At 69.0% G+C, this 19,255-nt stretch carries 15 protein-coding genes; 8 read left to right on the forward strand and 7 right to left on the reverse strand.

Features of this window, described 5'->3' with window-relative positions; translation table 11 throughout:
* Positions 1 to 43: 43 nt before the first annotated feature.
* Positions 44 to 4,498 carry a glutamate synthase large subunit gene (gene gltB, locus AC5P9F_RS13305; protein WP_100438153.1) on the reverse strand — a complete coding sequence of 1,485 codons (4,455 nt, stop codon included), beginning with the start codon at positions 4,496 to 4,498 and terminating at the stop codon, positions 44 to 46.
* 174 nt (positions 4,499 to 4,672) lie between these two features.
* Positions 4,673 to 5,062, reverse strand: a complete 390-nt coding sequence (locus AC5P9F_RS13310) for an I78 family peptidase inhibitor (protein WP_005407509.1) — start codon at positions 5,060 to 5,062, stop codon at positions 4,673 to 4,675.
* A gap of 111 nt (positions 5,063 to 5,173) precedes the next feature.
* Here AC5P9F_RS13310 and AC5P9F_RS13315 point away from each other — a divergent pair, with 111 nt between their 5' ends.
* Positions 5,174 to 6,229: a DNA topoisomerase IB gene (locus AC5P9F_RS13315; protein WP_005407510.1), complete on the forward strand. Its 1,056-nt coding sequence runs from the start codon at positions 5,174 to 5,176 to the stop codon at positions 6,227 to 6,229.
* Here the strand turns inward: AC5P9F_RS13315 and AC5P9F_RS13320 are convergent.
* Positions 6,207 to 6,515: a putative periplasmic lipoprotein gene (locus AC5P9F_RS13320; protein WP_005407511.1), complete on the reverse strand. Its 309-nt coding sequence runs from the start codon at positions 6,513 to 6,515 to the stop codon at positions 6,207 to 6,209. The two genes, AC5P9F_RS13315 and AC5P9F_RS13320, sit on opposite strands and share 23 nt — an antisense overlap.
* 214 nt (positions 6,516 to 6,729) lie before the next feature.
* Here AC5P9F_RS13320 and AC5P9F_RS13325 point away from each other — a divergent pair, with 214 nt between their 5' ends.
* The 3 genes from AC5P9F_RS13325 (at position 6,730) to AC5P9F_RS13335 (ending at position 10,191) form a co-directional block, all read left to right on the forward strand.
* A complete protein-coding gene (locus AC5P9F_RS13325) occupies positions 6,730 to 7,836 on the forward strand; it encodes an SDR family oxidoreductase (protein WP_100438152.1) in 1,107 nt (368 codons plus the stop codon).
* A gap of 123 nt (positions 7,837 to 7,959) precedes the next feature.
* Positions 7,960 to 9,375, forward strand: a complete 1,416-nt coding sequence (locus tag AC5P9F_RS13330) for an XVIPCD domain-containing protein (protein WP_100438151.1) — start codon at positions 7,960 to 7,962, stop codon at positions 9,373 to 9,375.
* Between the two features lie 174 nt (positions 9,376 to 9,549).
* Positions 9,550 to 10,191, forward strand: coding sequence for a hypothetical protein (locus tag AC5P9F_RS13335; RefSeq protein WP_224119323.1), 642 nt, complete (start codon positions 9,550 to 9,552; stop codon positions 10,189 to 10,191).
* Here AC5P9F_RS13335 and AC5P9F_RS13340 read toward each other — a convergent pair.
* Entirely contained in the window at positions 10,126 to 11,247 is a 1,122-nt protein-coding gene (locus tag AC5P9F_RS13340) for a serine hydrolase domain-containing protein (RefSeq protein ID WP_100438215.1), read from the reverse strand. The genes AC5P9F_RS13335 and AC5P9F_RS13340 overlap by 66 nt on opposite strands.
* A gap of 191 nt (positions 11,248 to 11,438) precedes the next feature.
* On the opposite strand from AC5P9F_RS13340, the gene AC5P9F_RS13345 reads away from it, so the two are divergent.
* Both AC5P9F_RS13345 and AC5P9F_RS13350 read left to right on the forward strand, forming a co-directional pair.
* Positions 11,439 to 11,825: a BlaI/MecI/CopY family transcriptional regulator gene (locus tag AC5P9F_RS13345; protein ID WP_005407516.1), complete on the forward strand. Its 387-nt coding sequence runs from the start codon at positions 11,439 to 11,441 to the stop codon at positions 11,823 to 11,825.
* Between the two features lie 3 nt (positions 11,826 to 11,828).
* Positions 11,829 to 13,799, forward strand: a complete 1,971-nt coding sequence (locus AC5P9F_RS13350; RefSeq protein WP_495231982.1) for a M56 family metallopeptidase — start codon at positions 11,829 to 11,831, stop codon at positions 13,797 to 13,799.
* 67 nt (positions 13,800 to 13,866) lie between these two features.
* Here AC5P9F_RS13350 and AC5P9F_RS13355 read toward each other — a convergent pair whose 3' ends face one another.
* The 3 genes from AC5P9F_RS13355 to AC5P9F_RS13365 all read right to left on the reverse strand — a co-directional run bounded on the left by AC5P9F_RS13355 (position 13,867) and on the right by AC5P9F_RS13365 (position 17,756).
* The gene (locus tag AC5P9F_RS13355; protein WP_005407518.1) at positions 13,867 to 14,181 is read right to left on the reverse strand and encodes an I78 family peptidase inhibitor; all 315 of its coding nucleotides are present in this window, start codon (positions 14,179 to 14,181) and stop codon (positions 13,867 to 13,869) included.
* A gap of 66 nt (positions 14,182 to 14,247) precedes the next feature.
* Positions 14,248 to 15,270, reverse strand: a complete 1,023-nt coding sequence (locus AC5P9F_RS13360; protein WP_005407519.1) for a ribonuclease H-like domain-containing protein — start codon at positions 15,268 to 15,270, stop codon at positions 14,248 to 14,250.
* A complete protein-coding gene (locus AC5P9F_RS13365) occupies positions 15,267 to 17,756 on the reverse strand; it encodes a DEAD/DEAH box helicase (RefSeq protein ID WP_495231983.1) in 2,490 nt (829 codons plus the stop codon). The genes AC5P9F_RS13360 and AC5P9F_RS13365 overlap by 4 nt, the downstream gene beginning before the upstream one ends.
* 211 nt (positions 17,757 to 17,967) lie before the next feature.
* Between AC5P9F_RS13365 and AC5P9F_RS13370 the strand changes: the two genes are divergently transcribed.
* Complete coding sequence (locus tag AC5P9F_RS13370) at positions 17,968 to 18,486, forward strand: hypothetical protein (protein WP_495231984.1); 519 nt, start codon at positions 17,968 to 17,970, stop codon at positions 18,484 to 18,486.
* Between the two features lie 40 nt (positions 18,487 to 18,526).
* Positions 18,527 to 19,201, forward strand: coding sequence for a hypothetical protein (locus tag AC5P9F_RS13375; protein WP_012478708.1), 675 nt, complete (start codon positions 18,527 to 18,529; stop codon positions 19,199 to 19,201).
* Positions 19,202 to 19,255: the final 54 nt, after the last annotated feature.

The raw sequence follows: 19,255 nt of genomic DNA on the forward strand, positions 1-19,255 counted from the left end.
GCACTACGTGGTCCTGGGTTGCCGGCAGCGGCCGGCACTACGGTTACGCGGCGCGTCGCAGGGTTTCGGTCAGCGACTCGATGCTGGCGGCCTTCGGTTTGACCAGCCAGAACTTGCCGATGTAATCGCGGAACTCGTCCAGGATCTGCTGCGCCCAGATGCTGCCGGTCAGCTCGCGGTGGCGGCCGATCAGGCGGTGCAGGTGCTGGCGGTAGTTCTCGAAGCCCTCGGCGGAGACGCGATGGATGTCGATCAGCTCGTGGTTGTAGCGGTCGACGAAATCGCGGTCGACGTCCAGCACGTAGGCCAGGCCACCGGTGAAGCCGGCACCGAAGTTCAGGCCGACCTTGCCCAGTACCAGCACCACGCCATCGGTCATGTACTCGCAGCAGTGGTCACCGGCACCTTCCACCACCGCCAGCGCGCCGGAATTGCGTACCGCGAAACGCTCGCCGGCGCGGCCAGCGGCGAACAGCTCGCCACCGGTGGCGCCGTACAGGCAGGTGTTGCCGATGATCGCGGTGCTGCGCGCTTCGAAGCGCGCGCCACGCGGCGGGCGCACCACCAGACGGCCGCCGGCCATGCCCTTGCCGACGTAGTCGTTGGCTTCGCCTTCCACTTCCAGATGCAGGCCGCCCACGTTGAACGCGCCGAAGCTCTGCCCGGCGCTGCCACGGAAGCGCAGTTCCAGCGGCGCCTCGGCCATGCCCTGGTTGCCGTGCGCGCGCGCCACCGCACCGGCCAGTCGGGTGCCGATGCTGCGGTCGGTGTTGTGGATCAGGAAGCGATGCTCGCCACCACGCTTGTGCTCGATGGCCGGCGCCAGCAGGCCGTCCATCTGCGTGGCCAGGCTGTCCGGCGATTCGTACAGGCGCTGCGCGGCGCAGTGGCTGCCCTCGTAACGGGCATCGGCCAGCAGGCGCGACAGGTCCACGCGCACGCCGTCACGCGGCGCGGCCTCGATCTGCCGCAGCAGGTCGGTACGGCCGACGATCTCTTCCAGCGAACGTGCACCCAGGTACGCCAGCCAGCCGCGCACTTCCTCGGCCAGCAGGCGGAAGAAGTTCTCCACGCGTTCGGGCTGGCCGGTGAAGTGGTTCTCGCGCAGGCGCTCGTCCTGGGTGGCCACGCCGGTGGCGCAGTTGTTGAGGTGGCAGATACGCAGGTACTTGCAGCCCAGCACGATCATCGGCGCGGTGCCGAAGCCGAAGCTGTCCGCGCCCAGCAGCGCGGCCTTGACCACGTCCAGTCCGGTCTTCAGGCCACCATCGGTCTGCAGCAGGGTGCGCCCGCGCAGGTCGTTCGCCAGTAGCGCCTGGTGCGCTTCGGCCACGCCCAGCTCCCACGGTACGCCGGCATAGCGGATCGAGCTGACCGGCGAGGCTCCGGTGCCACCGTCATGGCCGGAGATGGTGATCAGGTCGGCACCGGCCTTGACCACGCCGGCGGCGATCGTACCCACGCCGGCATGGCTGACAAGCTTCACCGACACCAGCGCGGTCGGGTTGACCTGCTTGAGGTCGTAGATCAGCTGCGCCAGGTCTTCGATCGAATAGATGTCGTGGTGCGGCGGCGGCGAGATCAGGCCGATCCCGGGCCGGGCATAGCGCAGGCGCGCGATCAGTTCGTTCACCTTGTGGCCCGGCAGCTGGCCGCCCTCGCCGGGCTTGGCGCCCTGCGCGACCTTGATCTGCAGCACTTCGGCGTTGACCAGGTATTCGGCGGTGACGCCGAAGCGGCCCGAGGCCACCTGCTTGATCTTGCTGCGCTTTGCGGTGCCATAGCGGGCGGGATCCTCACCGCCTTCGCCGGAATTGCTGCGGCCGCCGAGGCGGTTCATGGCAATCGCCAGTGCCTCGTGCGCTTCAGGTGACAAGGCGCCCAGGCTGATCGCCGCGGTATCGAAGCGCGGGAACAGGGTACTGGCCGGAGCCACCTCGTCCAGCGCTACCGGCGTGGCCGCCGGCACCAGTTCCAGCAGGTCGCGCAGCGCCGACGGTGGACGTGCATGCACGGCATCGCAGTACTGCTGCCACGCACGCGGGTCACCGCTGCGGGCCGCGCGCTGCAGGGTGGTGACCACGTCCGGGTTGTACATGTGGTACTCGCCGCCGTGCACGTACTTCAGCAGGCCGCCCACGTCCACGTCCTGCTGCGCGTCCCAGGCCTGTGCGCACAGCTCGCGTGCGTCGGCATCCAGGCGCGCGAAGCCAGCGCCACCGATGCGCGAGGCGGTATCCGGGAAGCACAGGTCCACCACTTCCGGTTCCAGGCCGATGATCTCGAACAGCTGCGCGCCGCGGTAGCTGGCCACGGTACAGATGCCCATCTTCGAGATGATCTTCGACAGGCCCTTGTAGACACCCTTGCGGTAGCGGCGGCCGATCTGCGACTGCTCACCGCCCTTGCTCAGCTTGAGGATGCCACGGCGGCCCAGGTCGAACAGGGTCTGGTAGGCCAGGTACGGGTATACCGCGGTGGCACCGAAGCCGAGCAGGCAGGCCATGTGGTGCGGGTCGCGCGCAGTGCCGGTCTCGACGATGAGATTCACGTCGCAGCGCAGGCCCAGCCGCGACAGGTGGTGGTGGATGGCGCTGGTGGCGAGCAGGGCATGCACCATCGGGCGTCCGGCCACCGGGTAGCGGTCGGACAGCAGCAGCATCACCATGCCATCGCGCGCGGCCTGTTCGGCCTCGGCACAGATGCGCTCGATGCCGGCGCGCAGGCCCTCGTCTTCGCTGTAGGACAGATCGAGCAGGCGGTTGGCCTGCACGTACTGCTCCATCTTCAGCAGCTGGCGCAGCTTGCGCTGGCTCAGCACCGGCGAATTGAGGATGACGTGGTTCACCGTCTCCGGGCCGGCATGGAAGATGTTGGTCTCCTTGCCGAGCTGGGTGGACAGGGACATCGCGCAGTCTTCGCGCAGCGGATCGATCGGCGGGTTGGTGACCTGCGCGAAGGCCTGGCGGAAATAGTCGTACAGCGGGCGGCTGCGCTGGCTCAGCACCGCCATCGGCGTGTCATCGCCCATCGAGCCAGTGGCTTCCTGCTCGGTCTCGGCCAGCGGACGCAGCACCTGCTCCACTTCCTCGCTGCTGAGCTGGTAGAGCTTGTGGTAGCTGCGCAGGGTGGCTTCGTCGAACGGCTCTTCCACCAGCGACGGGTCGATCAGTTCGGTCTGCAGGTAGGTCACGCCCTGCTGCAGCCACTGCTTGTACGGCGCGCGGCCACGGTTGATGCGGTCCACCGCGTCGGAGTCGAGCAGGTCGCCGCGCTTGAGGTCGATGGCGATCATCTCGCCGGGGCCGAGCTTGCCCTTGCGCACCACGCGCTCGGTTGGCACTTCCCACACGCCGGCCTCGGAGGCGACCAGGAAGTGGCGGTCGGCGGTCAGCATCCAGCGCGCCGGGCGCAGGCCGTTGCGGTCGAGGGTGCAGACGGCGTAGCGGCTGTCGCAGGCAACGATGCCGGCCGGGCCATCCCACGGCTCGCTGTTCAGGCCGTGGAACTCGTAGAACGCGGCCAGGTCCGGGTCCTTGAACTCCAGCGACTGGGTGGCCGGCGGCACCAGGATGCGCAGCGCCTGGATCAGCTCCATGCCACCGGCGACCATCAGCTCCAGCATGTTGTCCAGACTCTGCGAATCCGAACCGTGCATGGAGATGACCGGGTCGAATTCACCAATATCGAAGCGCGGCGTCTTCCACACCTTGCTGCGCGCCTGCGCCCAGCGACGATTGCCTTCGATGGTGTTGATCTCGCCGTTGTGGGCGAGCATGCGGAACGGGTGGGCGAGCGGCCAGCGCGGCAGCGTGTTGGTCGAGAAGCGCTGGTGGAACACGATCGCGCTGGAGGCCAGCTCGCGGCGCTGCAGGTCCGGGAAGAAGCGGCTGAGCTTGTCCGGCAGCACCATGCCCTTGTAGCTGATCGCATCCGGGGTGAGGGTGGCGACGTAGAAGTCGGCGTGTTCGCGCAGCTGCTGTTCGCTGCGGCGACGGGCCAGGAACAGCGCCAGTGCGAAGCCGGCATCATCCTGGCCAACCCCGGCATCGACGAACACCTGCTCGATGCGCGGCAGCGTGTCGCGCGCCAGTTGGCCGCAGACGCTGTCGTCGGTCGGTACCTCGCGCCAGCCAGCGACCTTGCAGCCCACCGCTTCCACCTGCGCCTGCAGCTGCGCGCGGCAGGCCTGCGCCGCATCGGCGTCGTGCGGCAGGAATACCAGGCCGGCCGCGAAGCGTGCGGCGACGGCAATGCCGGCCTCACTCGCCAGCAGTTTCAGGAACGCATCGGGGCGGCGCAGCAGCAGGCCGCAGCCATCACCGGTCAGGCCATCGGCGGCGACACCGCCACGGTGGGTCATGCGCGAAAGCGCGGCGATGGCGGTATCAACCAACAGGCGCGATGGTTGATCGTCGAGCTGGGCGACCATGCCAAATCCACAGGCATCGCGCTCGGAGCGCGGGTCGTAAAGCCCTTGGCGGTTGCGGGGGGCCATCTCTACCTCGATGCGTATAGGGTTGGCGGCGACACTCGTCCCCGCTCATTCCCTGGAGCGCATCGTGAGGCCACCGGATGCCTCGACTAGATCACAGGTTGCTGCAACGCCGCAATACACGGTTGCAGGTGCAACGGAACGCGCCGGCAACCCAGTGCCGGCGCGGGGCGGGACTCAGCCGCAACGCACGCCGCTGACGGCGCCCTTGTCGTCCACTTCGATGTTCAGGCGGTCGCCGAGGAACTCCATCGTGGCCACATCATTGGGCTTGAGCACGCGCACCTGGCTGGCACCTGCATCTTCCTGTGCCTGCTTGCCGAGGGCATCGGTGTAGGCCTGGCCGACCAGGCTCTGTACCTGGCTGGCATCGCAGGTGCCGACCGGCGGAGCCTCGGTGGCCTTGCCGGCGTCGTCGGCCGGCGCCTTGGCTGCTTCGGCGGCCTGCTGGGCGTGGGCGGTGGCCGAATCCTGTTCATCCAGCGCCGGTGCCTGGCAGGCGGTCAGGGCCAGCACGGCCGGCAGCAACAGGGCGGAGAGCGAACGGGCGCGAATCGGGAACGACATCATGACTCCGGAAGGGGTTGTGAAGACCCGAGCATAGCGGCGAACCGGCCCTCACGTGTTTGTCTTGTGTTATCGACAGGATCGCGGCATGGCGACGGCGACACTGGAGCCATGCCAACTCCCTCCACCCCCGAACGACAGGCAGCGCGCGCGGCCGGCCTGCGCTATGTCGACGACACCCAGCCGGGCATCAGCCGGCGCCGCGCCGGCAAGGGCTTCAGCTACCGCGATGCTGATGGCCACGCGATACGCGACGCCACCACCCTGCAACGCATCCGCGCACTGGCGATCCCACCGGCCTACACCGCGGTGTGGATCTGCGCCCATGCCAACGGCCACCTGCAGGCCACCGGTCGTGATGCGCGCGGTCGCAAGCAGTACCGTTACCACCCCGATTGGGCCAGGGAGCGCGATGCCGGCAAGTTCGACCGCATCATCGCCTTTGGCGAGGCGTTGCCTACGCTGCGGCGGCGGCTGTCGCGGGATCTCAAGCGCCCCGGTTTCCCGAAGGAGAAGGTGCTGGCCATGGTGGTCGCACTGTTGGCGGACACGCTGGTGCGGGTCGGCAATGAGACCTATGCGCAGCAGAACCGTTCGTTCGGACTGACCACACTGCGAAACCGGCATCTGGAGCTGCTGCGCGGTGGCCGCGTGCGCATGCGCTTCCGCGGCAAGTCCGGGCAGCTGCAGGAGGTCACCGTGGGCGACCGCAGGCTGGGGCTGCTGGTGCGGCGCCTGCAGCAGCTGCCGGGGCAGGCCCTGTTCCAGTACCGCGATGACGACGGTGCGCTGCAGCCGGTCGACTCCGGCGCGGTGAACGACTACCTGCGCGAGGTGATGGGCGAGGACTTCACTGCCAAGGATTTCCGCACCTGGGGCGGGACGGTTGCGGCGGTGCAGGCGTTTGCCGCCACCGAACTGCCGGAACCGGCCAGCCAGCGCGCGCTGGCGCAGGCACAGCGCGCGGTCGTGTGCGAAGTGGCGTCGCTGTTGGGCAATACCCCGGCGGTGTGCCGCAAGGCCTATATCGACCCCTGCGTGTTCGCCGGCTGGGAGCGCGGCGAACTGGCCACGCTGGCCGGCCTGCGTGGGCCGCGCCAGTGGGAACAGGCGACCCTGCGCGTGCTGCGCAGGGCGCGCCGGCTCAGCCGCAGTAGATCGCGGTGATGTTGTTGGTGCGGCCCTTTTCGATGGTCAGGCGGTCGCCGCCTTCGCTGGCCGGCGGCACCCGCGGGCCGTCGTGGCGCAGCACCCGTACGTGCAGGCTGTCGCTGTCCACCCGTGCGCGTGCGACGGTGGCGTCCGACGCGGCCAGGCCAAGCGCGCCGCGCACCCTGTCGCTGTGGCACTGGCCGGAAATCACACCGTCGATCGGCTGTACCTGGGCCACCGGTGTGCTGCTGCAGGCGGCGAGGGCAAAGCAGACGGCGGCGGTGGCGATGGCGTGTTTCATGAAGGCGTTCCTTGTGTGATTGCGTGCAGGGTGCGACGGCGCACGTGGTGGCGGAATGAATGCCGTGCACATCATGGACACGGCGCGCTCACTGCCGCCAACAGCAGGGGTGGAGACACTGCAGGAGCGGCGGATGCCGCCCCCGGTACTGCGGCGCATGCGCCCGGTAGTGCCGGCCGCTGGCCGGCAATCCCATTCCCCCGAGGAGACCTGCATGGCCACCACCAGGAAAACCCCCGCCCGCCGCAAAGCCTCACCCAAGGTGCGCAAAGGCAGCACTGCAACCAGGACCATCGCCGACCCCGGTCGCCCGCGCGTGGTGAAGACCGCAACCCGCAAGGCCGCCGCCAGCGATCCCCGCGCCGCCCGCGTTGCGGCACGGCAGCGGCGCCTGCAGGACCAGGAGAAGGCCAAGGACGCCCGCGCGGCCAAGAAGGCAACAAAGAAGACCGCGACCCAGGCCGGAGCACGACGCCAGCCGGAGGCGATGCCGGCGCAGCAGCTGGCCAAGCCCGGGCACGAACACGAACTGGAGCTGGCGCCGCGTTTCCTTGCACCCGACTACACCGGCAGCGGCAAACTGCAGGGCATGCGTGCGATCGTCACCGGTGGCGATTCCGGCATCGGCCGCGCGGTGGCGGTGCTGTTCGCACGCGAAGGTGCCGACGTGGCCGTGCTGCACCTGGACGAAGCCGAGGACGCGGACATCACCCGCCAGCACGTGGAGCGCGAAGGCGGTCGCTGCGTGGTGATCGCCGGTGACGTGCGCGATCCGCGCTTCTGCGACAAAGCGGTGAAGCAGGTGGCCAAGGCGTTCGGCGGCATCGATATCCTGGTCAACAACGCCGCGTTCCAGCTGCACTGCGAGCGGCTGGAAGACCTGGAAGACGCGCACCTGCAGGAGACCCTGCAGACCAACATCGGCGGGTACATCCAGATGGCGCGCGCGGTGCTGCCGCATCTGGGCGAGGGCGCCAGCATCATCAACACCGGTTCGGAAACGGGAATCTTCGGCAGCAAGGCGCTGATCGATTACTCGGCGACCAAGGGCGCGATCCACGCGTTCACCAAATCGCTGGCCAGCCAGCTGCTGCCGCGCGGCATCCGGGTCAACTGCGTGGCGCCGGGGCCGGTATGGACGCCGCTGAACCCGGCCGACAAGCCGGCGCGGGACGTGGCGGAATTTGGCAAGGACAGCGACATGGGCCGGCCTGCACAGCCCGAGGAACTGTCGCCGGCCTACGTGTTCCTGGCCTCGCCGGCCTGTGCCAGTTACATCAGCGGGGTGATCCTGCCGGTGATGGGCGGGCCACGCGGGTGAACAGCACTACGGCGTGGCGTCTGCTGAACGGGGCTTCGCGCAGGTGTGTGGCGTGTGTCAACGGCTGCGCCGGTGCGGTGGGGTAGGCTGGACTCCCATACCGATCACGTTCAGGGAAAGATCATGCCGGAGATGGATATCAGCGCAGCGGCCGATGAAGTCGTCGCCCTGTTGCGGCAGAACGATGCCCGTGGCGCGGCCGCCCGCCTGGAGGCCCTGCACAACGGCCAGCGTGCGGTGGTGCAGGAATCGCTGGATCGCTACATCGCGGCGCGGGGCGCCACCGAGCTTGAGGCGCTGCGACGGAGCGGTGGCGTATCCGCCACCGACGCGGCCACGGTCAAGCCGATGCTGGATCGCCTGAGCGACGCGACGCGCCCACCGCGCATGCCCGACGCCGCGGAGACTGCGGGCCTGAGCCAGGCCCAGCAGTACGACGTTTATGGCAGTATCGTGGCTCAGCGCGGCAACGCCGCAGCGAACGATGCGATGGCCACGCAGGATCGCGTGGTGCTGGGGCTGCGCGACGAGAACCGCACCACCGAGGCGCGAGGACGTGGTGTCTACGACGACCGCATCGTGGTGCTGTGGAAGGATGCGCAGGGCCACGGCCATGTGCGCGAGTTCAACCAGGCCACGACAGAACCGACCGCCCAGTACGACGGACACGCCAAGACCACGCCACGCAGCCCTGGCTTCGGCAACGTGGCGCCGCGTACCAAGACCGAGGGCGAGGACGTCAACGGCGACCGGGTCAAGGATCTTGGACGGTTGGGCGAAGGCACCACCGAGATGCGCGCGACCACGCATCCGCGCAACGGCCATCCCGATGAGTTCGCGTTGCGCCCTTCGCAGGCGGCCATCACCGCCGGCGCTGGACGGGTGGAGCGCGACAGCAATGGCGATGGCTGGTTCGATGCGCGCGATACCCAGGGCGTGCAGGACCTCAACGACACCTTCAAGATCCATCGTGGCAGCCGGTCCAATACCGATTCGGCGGGCTGCCAGACCATTGGCGGCGGTGAGTACGACGACTTCGTGGCGACGGTACGCGGCACCCCCGGGCAGAACCGCTGGCAGTATGTGCTGACCTCGGTTGCGCCGGGCCAGGCGCGCGGGCTGGGACAGGACACGCCGCTCGCGGCCAATGACGATCCCCGGCAGCCGCAGCATCGCGACCACGCCCTGCAGCAGCAGATCAGCACGCACCTGCAGGCCTTGGGCGGGCGCTACGCCGAGCACACCGATGACTACAGCCTGGTGATGCTGCGCGAAGCGAAGGCCGCAGGCATCACCCGGGTCGACCAGATCGTGGCCAGCAATCCCAGTGGCGGCCGCGCTGCGGGTGAGACACTGTTCCTGGTGCAGGGCAGTCCGGGCGACCCGGCGGCCGTGCGCGCAGGCGTCAACGCAGCCGAGGTGCGCGAGACTGCGGTGGAAACCAGCCTGCGCCAGCTGCAGCAGCAAGCGCGCGAACAGGGTGCACCCGTGCCCGCGCCGGCACAGCAGCACGAAGCACCCGCGATGGGAGGACGTTGAAGGATGGTCCGTCTACCCTTGATGTCCGGTTTGCCGTGGGTGTTGCTGCTGGCGTGCAGCGCATGCGCACCCGTCGGGGAGCACGCCGTGCCGGTCGAACCCGCTGCGAAACCTGAGGCGAAACCGGAGACCTTGCCTGCGCAGGCAGGAACCACTGAACGCGGATTGCCTGCATTGCCGGAAGCTTCCGGCAGCGCCCATCCCGGCGGCCGCTACGCTGCGCTGCCCGAACCGGCCAGGCGGGTGCTGGTGCAGTTGAAGTGCAACGTGGAGAGTGCCGGCAATGCGCAGGTGCTTTCCATTCCCGCGCAGGGCGGCCAGCAGGATTTCATGGTCACCGATCGCAGCGGACCGCGTTTCCGCTACTGGATGCGCTCGTTCTCCAGCAATGGCGGTACCACCGGGTATCTCGTGCAGCTGCAGGACTGCCCAGCAACCACCACGGGCATGCGCGCCTACATCGCACAGGGAGCCGCACCGCTGCAGGATGTCACCGCGTCGTTGCTGGCGCAGGCCGAGCTGCCTGATACGGCGACGATGACGGCTTACCAGGCCAGGGGCGCGGGCGATCTGTTCGCCTTCATCGGGCAGCTGGACAAGGTGCCGGTGGTGCGCTGGGTGGCCGAAGCCGACCCCGAGCAGCCATTGGCCGACGATGCGCGCAGCTTCGACCATGGCAATGCCATCCACGGCGGTTTCCTGCGCTGGAACCAGGATCACTTCGAAGTGGCCAGGACCGTGCCGGCCGGGCTATGGCCCTGCGATGACAGCCCGTTGTTGCCGTGCAGGGGCGACCCGTTCGTGACTGGGCGTTGAGGCATCGCGCGCATAGAAATCGGCAATGCGTGGAATGAACTGCTGCGGATTGGCACCGACAAGATTGGTCAGCACCACCACCGCCACGCCGCGCTCGGGATAGACCACGAACGCCGAGCGCGCACCGCCGATACCGGCCACCTGAAGGTCGGGCGATGCGCGCAGTACCGGCCAGCCCCCCGCCCACGGGCCGGCACGGCCATCCGCCAGGCGCTCTGCGCTCCACATCCGCCGCAGGGCGGTCTCCGGCAGCAGGCGGCCTTCGGTCAGCGCGACCAGCCAGCGCGCGGTGTCGTCGGCGGTGGTGAGGATGCCGCCACCGGCCCACAGCGAAGGCGGTATGTCGTAGAACCAGTGCGACAGGCGGGACGGTGCATCCGCAGCGTCGGTGGCACGCGGGGCCAGGCTGTACATCGTCGCCGCATCGGGAATCAGGTCGTAGCTGTCGCCGAAGGTGGTGCGGGCCATGCGCGCGCTGCTGAACTGGCCGGTGGCGAGGAAGCGTTCGTAGGGCATGCCGGATTGCTTTGCGATGATTCGTGCCAGCAGTACGTAGTTGGTCTGGTTGTAGGCGAAGCGCTGCCCGGGTTCGGCTTCGAGCGGCTGCGCCGTGACGGCCGCCCACGCCTGCGCTTCTGAGCCACCGCCCAGCAGTCCCTTCGCATCAAGGATGTCGGGAAGGCCGGAGGTATGCGCCAGCAGCTGGTGTACGCGTACGTCTCTCCACGCTGGCGGAAGGTCATCCAGGTAGCGCGAGGCCGGCGCGTCCAGATCCAGCTGCCCCTGCTGGGCCAGCTGCGCGGCGGCCACGCCGGTGAACGCCTTGGTGGCCGAATTGAGCGGGAAGCGGGTGTCGCGCGAGGCAAGCACACCGTTCTCCACGTTGGCCAGCCCGTAGGCCTCGGACAACAAGGTCTGCCCGTCCTTGACCACCGCGATCTGCAATCCCGGGATGCGCTGCTCCAGCATGATCTGGCGGATCAGGCGGCGGGTCTGGTCGTTGGCCTGGTCCTGGCTGGCAGAGATGGCGGCGAAGGGCAGTGCACTGATGAGCATGAGCAGGACTCGGAGCATTGGGCGGGACATGCGGAATTCCAGCGGGGCGTTGCGGATCGGATGCAGTGGGCGGGTCAAAGGTTTAAGCGCTCGGTGGTGCCTACCGTTCGTCGGCTCATGACTTCCGGGGGATTGACTACAGTTGTCGTCAAGCTGACAGTGACGACACGTGTAGTCAAGGGAGTGGTGTCATGCGTGGCAAGACCATCGGGGACCAGGAACTGGCCCTGCTGCAGTACATCGATGAACATGCGCCGGCCACGGTCGGCGAGGTCGCCAGTGGCTACGGCGAGGCCCGCGGCCTGGCCCGTTCCACCGTGCTGACGATGATGGAGCGGCTGCGGGCGAAGGGGTATCTTCAGCGCCGGCAGCAGGACGGCGTCTACCGCTACCAGGCCACCCGTGGCCCGCAGAGCGTGCTGCAGGGTGCCGTGGCCCAGTTCGTCGACAACACCCTGCAGGGCTCGGTGTCGCCGTTCGTGGCCTACCTGTCGCAGCGCCAGCAGGTCAGCGACAACGAACTGGCCGAGCTGGAAGCGCTGGTCGCCCAACTCCAATCGCGTCGCCACGAGGGCTGAGCCATGGACACCACGATGCTGATCCCGATGCTGGAACGGTTGGGCTGGACCAGCCTGCAGACCGTGCTGCTGGTGGCGCTGGTGTACGGCCTGTGCCGCGCGCTGCCGTCGCTGTCGGCGGCGACCCGCTGCCGCCTGTGGTGGCTGGTCTCGCTGCAGGCCGTGCTCGGCCTGTTCTGGAGCCAGCCGTTGCAGTTGGCCTGGCTGCCGGCGCCGCAGGCGGTGGCGATGACCGCGACCGACGTGGCCGCTGACATCGTCTACCCGCTGGCCCCGGAGGCCTCTGCACAGTTGCTGGCCGCGATGCCGCTGCCCGCGGCCGAAGTACCGGCAGTTGCGTGGTGGGCGGTCGCACTGTCCGCGCTGTGGCTGTCCGGCGTGCTGGTGATGGCGCTGCGCACCTTCGGTGAGTGGCGCCGCTGCCGCGCACTGCTGGCTGCGGCGTATCCCTGCGAGGACGAAGCGCTGGTGCAGGCCCTGCAGCTGGCCTCCGATGCCCACGGCGTGCGCGGTGCGCCGCGGCTGTGGATGAGCACGCAGGTGGAGGCACCGCAGCTGGTCGGGCCGTTCCGCCCGGTGCTGCTGCTGCCGGCCGGCGACAACGTCCTGCAGGGCGATGCGCTGGACCTGGCACTGACCCACGAACTGCAGCACCTGCAGCGCCGTGACCTGCAATGGGGCCTGCTGCCCGCGCTGGCCCAGCACCTGTTCTTCTTCCACCCGCTGCTGCGCCTGTCGGTGCGCGAATACGCGCAGGCCCGCGAGGAAGCCGTGGATGCGGCGGTGGTCGGCCAGCATGGCGCCAGCCGCCAGGCCTATGGCCGCCTGTTGCTGCAGCTGGGCGTGGCCCCGCAGCCGCATCTGGGCGTGGCCAGCGCCGCACCGAGCACCACCAGCCTCAAGCGTCGCCTGCTTTCGCTGCAGTCGCACCGGTCCTGCCCGCGTCTGCTGGCGGTGGCGCTGACCGCTGTGGTGGTGGTGGTGGGCGTGGCACCGATGCGGCTGGTCGCAGCGCCGGTGCCGCCGGCCCCGCCCGCACCTCCGGCCGCCCCGAAGGCCGTGGTGCCGCCCCCGCCGAAAGCTCCGGAAGCCCCGCCCGCACCAGCCTCGGCCGCGCGCGTTCCGGCCGAGCCGGTGGCTCCCGCACCGCCCGCAGAACCCTCCGGTCCTGACGATGCCGATGTGGCCGATGTCGACGATGCCGCTGGCATGGATGAGGACCATGACGGCACGGCCACCACCTCCTCCATCACGACCTACGGTCGCCTCGATCTGGGCAAGTCGCCCCGGGAGGCCTTCGTGCTGGTCGATGGTGATTCGACCTTCGCCAACGGCGGCATGGACGACGTGATGGTGGCCCGCAGGCAGCTAGGCAAGGGCCCGGCGCTGTGGTTCCGCCAGGGCGACAAGCGCTATGTGGTGCGCGACCCGATGTTGATCCAGTCGCTGCAGCGCGCCTATGCCGGTGCGGCGGACCTTGGTCGCCAGCAGAGCGAACTGGGCCGCCAGCAGAGTGCGCTGGGCCGCCAGCAGGGCGACCTGGGCAAGCAGATGGGTGAGATGGGGCGTCTGCAGGGTGAAGAGGCGCGCCGCCTGGCACTGGCCGCAGCGGAGGCCGCGCGCAGTGCGATGGCCGCGCATGACATCAACCGCGAAGCGGCGGCCGAAGCGGCGAAGGCGGCGCGGGGCGCGACCAACGACGCGGCGGTTGCACGTGAGGCCGCACGTGAGGCTGCCGCCGAGGCGCGTCGTGCGATGCAGGAAGTGGACAACGAAACCGCGCGTGCCAGCCGCACCCGCGCCATGCAGCGTCTGGCCAGCCAGCAGTCTGAACTGGCCAGCCGCCAGGCGGCGCTGGGCAGCCAACAGGCCGCGTTGGGCGAGCGCCAGGCACGCGTGCATGCGCAGGCATCGCAGCAGGCGCAGCAGGTGATCGCGCGCGCACTGGCCAGTGGCAAGGCCGAGCGACTCTGATCGGTAGTGCCGGCCGCTGGCCGGCAATGGGGGGTGCCGGCAAGCGGCCGGCACTACCCTGGGAACATCAACCGCAGCTGGCGCGCTCGATGCGGTTCTGCGCATCCACCTGCACGGTCACGCGGTCCTGGCGGAAGTCCATGGTCACCGCCATGCCCGGCTTGACCACCCGTGCATTGCGCGCACCGCTGTCAGCCACCAGTTTCTTGATCGTGGCTTCGTCGGCGGTCCTGCCGGTGAAGGCGTCCAGCGCCTCCGGTTTGCATTCGTGCGCGGCATCGGCCACGGGCGCTGGCGCGGGATCACGGGAGGTGCTGCTGCCGGCATGACTGCAGGCGGCCAAGGGCAGGATGGCGAGCAGGACCAGGGGATTGAGGCGCATCGTCGGGCTCCAGGCGTGGATGGTGGCGGCAGTGTCGCCGCTGCCACCGTCAGGCCGCGTCAAGGCCTATTGACCGACCAGCGCCAGCGTCTCGCGCTCGCGCTGCTCCTCGTGCACCAATCGTTGCAGCAGCAGGGCCAGCGTCACCACATCCTGATGGTTGTGGTCGGCCACCCGGCGCAGGTTCACCGCGTCGCCGCCGCGCAGGAAGCGCAGCCATGCGCCGGGCGCTTCCGAGCCGGGCAGGTCGTCCTCGCGCACTACGCGCAGCAGCTGGCGCTCGATGGTGGACAGCCTGCAGTTCTCCCAGGTGCCGCGATAGCGGCGACGGGTGGGGTAGAGCAGGTCCACATGGTCCAGCGCGGTGATCGGATCGCGTTGGCGCGCCAGCCGGTAGCGCGCCTTCAGCAGCGGCGCATCGTAGCTGCGGCCGTTGTAGCTGCAGAACACGGTGGAGGGCTGCAGCCAGCTGGCGAAGGTGGCCAGCATCGCGTCCTCGGCGGCCATGGTCGACATCAACAATTGGCGGATGCGCAGGCCTTGGCCACGTTGCGGGCACACGTGCCAGTCGGCGGCGCCGATCATGAAGGCACGCGTGCCGGTGCCACCGGCCAGGCCGGTGGTCTCGGTATCGAAGAACAGCAGGTCGCGCGCAGCTACGTGCTGGTCCTCGCGCTTGGCGAAGGCCAATGACAGCGGGGCGGTCGGGATTGGTTGCAGCTGCAGCGATTCGATCAGGAACAGGCCCGGCGCGATTTCCTCGCCGGGCAGCTGACGATCCTGCGCGCTGGCGCGTGCCGGCGCGGCTCCACCGCGCGAACGCAGGCCGAGCAGGCGATGCAGACCGCCCACTTCCGGCCGACGCAGCGCTGCCGGTGCCGGTGTGGAGACCGCAGCGCCGGTCGGCTTGTGGCGGATCTCCTGTTCGACCCAGGCGAACACCGACCGCTCGGCCGGTGGTTGCCGTGCATCGTTCGCGGCCACGGGTGCCGGTGGCGCAGGGGGCACGTCCGGCGCGGCCGGTGTGCTCGCCTTCGGGTCGCCGGCCTGCTGGCGCAGCAGGCGCAGCTTGTCCAGGCTCACGCTCACGGTGCCAGCAGCTCCATCGGGTCGCGCGTGGTCACCACCACGTCGGGCACGTGCTGGCAGGCGTCGGCATCGAACAGGTCGAGCACGCGCAGCGCCAGCGCGCGCGGCGAAGTCTCATCGTCTTCCTGCGCGGCCAGCACCGGGCCCACGCAGGCCGGGCAGCCGGCCCTGCAGTCGCAGCGCTGCACCAGTTCGCGCGCGCGCTGCACCAGTTCGGCCTGGCGCTGCCACAGCGGTTCGCTGAGGCCGACGCCGCCGGGGAAGTTGTCGTACAGGTACACGGTGGGCACGAACTCCTGCAGCAGCTCCACCCCACCGGGATCGCCCTCGCTGCCGCGCAGCTGGCCGCGGCCGCTCTGGTCGGCGATCGCGAACCAGGAACCATCGCCGTTGCCCACCGACTTCTGCAGGTCGCGCGCATCGGCCATCACCGCCACGGTGGCGACGATGTGCAGTGCATAGGCGGCGCCGAGGAAGCCATCCAGCGCATCCTGCTTGCTGGCGAACGCGCGCAGCAGCAGCGCCTGCGGCAGCTGCCACCACACCGCAGTGGTGTGCAGTTCCTGGTCGGGCAGGTTCACCGGTCCGTAGCCGATGTTCTCGTGGGTGTAATACCGGATCTTCTTGTAGCCGGCCACGCGGCGCACCACGTGCACTTCGCCATGATGCGAATCGCCACGGCCGGCCACGCCGCCATCGAAACGGTCCAGCACCTTGAGCTTGGTGAAGTCGATGCTGTCGGTGTAGTAGTCCACGTGGGTGCGGGTGACGTAGGCCTTGCGCCCCTCCCAGTCCAGCGTCTCCACCTGGTACGGGGTGGACTGCACCATGTGGATGGCGCCCTCGTACAGGGTGAGCGCGGCGGCGGAATAATCGACCTCGGCGATGATCTGCTGGCGGCCATCGCTGCGGTCGACCACCACGAAGTTGCCGTCGGCCACCGCACGCAGGCTGACCGCGTTGGCCGGATAGCTGTCGGCGATCCATTCCCAGCGCTCGCCTTCGCGGTGGATCACTTCTGTCTCTGCCAGCGCTTCCAGGAACACCTCCGGATCGATCGGGCCGAAGCCATCGCCGACCCGGAACGGCAGCTCGAAGGCCGCGCAGCGGATATGGTCGAACAGGATCAGCGGCTGGTCCGGCGCGATGCGCGCGTGCTCGGGCGAGGCCTCGGCGAAGAAGTCCGGGTGGCGAACCACGTACTGGTCCAGCGGCTGCGAGCTGGCCACCATCACTCCCAGTGCGGGTTGCTGGCGGCGGCCGGCGCGGCCGAAGCGCTGCCAGGTGGCGGCCACGCTGCCGGGGTAGCCGTTGAGGATGACCACGTCCAGGCTGCCGATATCCACGCCCAGTTCCAGCGCCGACGTGCTGACGATGCCGTCGATGTTGCCGGCACGCATCGCGCGCTCGGTCTCGCGCCGCTCGGTGGGCAGGTAGCCACCGCGGTAGGCGCGGATGCGCGGCGGTTTGCGCGGGTCGTGGTCGAAGATGTCCTTCAGGTACTTGGTCAGCACTTCCACCATCAAACGTGTCTGCGCGAACACCAGGGTCTTCAGCCCGGACTTGATCGCGATGCGCGCGATGCGGTTGCTCTGTGAGCGCGCCGAGGCGCGCAGGCCCAGGTCCGGATTGATCACCGGCGGGTTCCACAACAGCACCTGTTTCGGCCCGCTGGGCGCACCGGATTCAGTGATGGCAGTCACCGGGGCCTCGATCAGCGCCTCGGCATGCGCCTGTGGGTTGCCGATGGTGGCCGAGCACAGGATGAACTGCGGTTGCACGCCGTAGAACGCGCAGATGCGCTTGAGCCGGCGCAGCACGTTGGTGACGTGGCTGCCGAACACGCCGCGGTAGGTGTGTACCTCGTCGATGACGATGTAGCGCAGGTTCTCGAAGAACTGCGCCCACTTGGTGTGATGCGGCAGGATGGCCTGGTGCAGCATGTCCGGGTTGGACACCACGATGTCGCCATGCAGGCGGATGGCCTGTCGTGCATCGCCGGGCGTGTCGCCATCGAAGGTGAAGGCCTTTACGCCCAGATCGCCGGCGCGGTTGAGTTCCAGCAGCTCGGCCACCTGGTCCTGGGCCAGTGCCTTGGTCGGGAACAGGTACAGCGCCTTGGCCTTGTCCTGCATTGCCGCGCTGACCACCGGCAGGGTGTAGCACAGCGACTTGCCGCTGGCGGTGGGGGTGACGATGGCCACGTGCTCGCCGCGCTGGCTGGCCTCCCAAGCTTCGGCCTGGTGGCTGTAGAGCTGTTCGATGCCAGGCGCCTTCAGCGCAGCGGCCAGGGCAGGCGGAACTGAATCGGGAATGGGCGCATAGCGGCCTTCGCGGCCGGGAATGGCAAAGCTGCCGGTGATGCGGTCCTGGTAGCGGCGCTGCAGGCGCGCGCTGAGCAGGGCGCCGTCGCGGGCGGGCAGGCCGTCGCGCGTGGCGAGCTTCTGCTCGGCATCGGCGGTGCGCTTGGCGAGTTCGTAGGCCATGGAAGATGGAGCCGGGACGGATTGCGAGGGGTCACATGGCACCACACTCACGTCTCAGGATGTGAGACACCGCACACGGAGGGCGTGAACCGTTCAGTGCCCGCGTCCCGTGGCGTCGCCGCATCTCCCCTGGCTGAACAGCTGCCAGTGCAGCAACGAAATCTGAAGCCGGCATCCGTATCCTTGGGCGCTGGACGCAACCAACAGGTGGATGGCTGTGGCACGACGTGGAACGCAGGGAGCCCTCCTGGCCGGCATGCTGCTGGCCGGCATCGCGCAGGCGCAGCAGGCCGCGCCGGTGGCGGTGCCCGATCCGGCGCCCGTTCCCCCGGTGGATGCTTCGGCGGCAACCACCGCACCGATCTCCACCGCTCTGCCGCAGGACAACGTCACCACCCTCGGCGAAGTGCGTGCGCTCAAGCCGGAAGAGGAGCCGCTGGATCTCTACCGCTTCAAGAACCCGGTGAAGTTCGGCGACAACCGCTTCAGCCGTGACTGGAGCGAACCGCCATCGCCGGAGCAGGTGAGCATGGGCGGCGGCTACATCATGATGGGCGTGGTCAAGGGTGTGATGGCGGCCGCCAAGGGCGTGAACAAGCTCACGGGTGGACCTTCGCAGATCCAGGCCGCCGTGGCGCGGCCGCCGCCGGAACTCAGTGCGGAACAGCAGCGGCGCGCGCTGCGGTTCTCCCAGGAGCAGAATGCTGGCGACGCGCCGCCGGTGAAGTAGCCCGGTATATCCTGCCGGCTTCCCCATCGGTGCCATCGCCATGTCCCTGCGTTCGTTCTGCCTGCTGGCCGCGTTGCTGCCAGCCTCCGCCTTCGCTTCCGGCATCGCCGATGACGGCGCCTGCCGCAATGGCGCGTTCCCGTCCGAACAGAGCCGGTTCGCACTGGCGCGGGTGGTCGATGCACCGCGCCTGTACCTGCTTGGCGACATGGACGGCTGCCCGGCCAAGGGCGAACCGGCCTGCCGACAGCGCAGCTATGTGGTCAACGGCGATACGGTGGTGACCGGGCGCGACCTGGGCGCTTATCGCTGCGCGTTCTTCCCGAACAGGGTGGGTGGCAGTGCCGGCTGGGTGGACCGCAGCAAGCTGCAGCCATTGCCGGTGGCCGTGCCGTCGCTGCAGGACTGGGCGGGCAACTGGAAGGACGGCGACAACGGCCTGCGCATCACCGTGCAGGGTGGGCAACTGCATGTGGAGGGGGACGCCTACTGGCCCTCCGCCAACCCCACGCCGGAGCAGCGTCCCTACGGACCGAACATGGGCCAGGTGGAAGCGCGCGCCGCGCCGCGCGGTGCCGACGTCGAGTTCGTCGAGGATACCTGCAAGGTACGCGTGCATTCGCTGGGCGAGGTGCTGATCGTGGCCGACAACAGCGAATGCGGTGGCATGAACGTGCGCTTCAATGGCGTGTACCGGCGCGCGGGCTCGCGTTGAAGAACGCCTGACGGAGGGGGTCAGAGCCCTTTCGCGGGCGAAAGGGATCCGACC

It is taken from the genome of Stenotrophomonas sp. YJH_SMC_4, assembly GCF_059371575.1.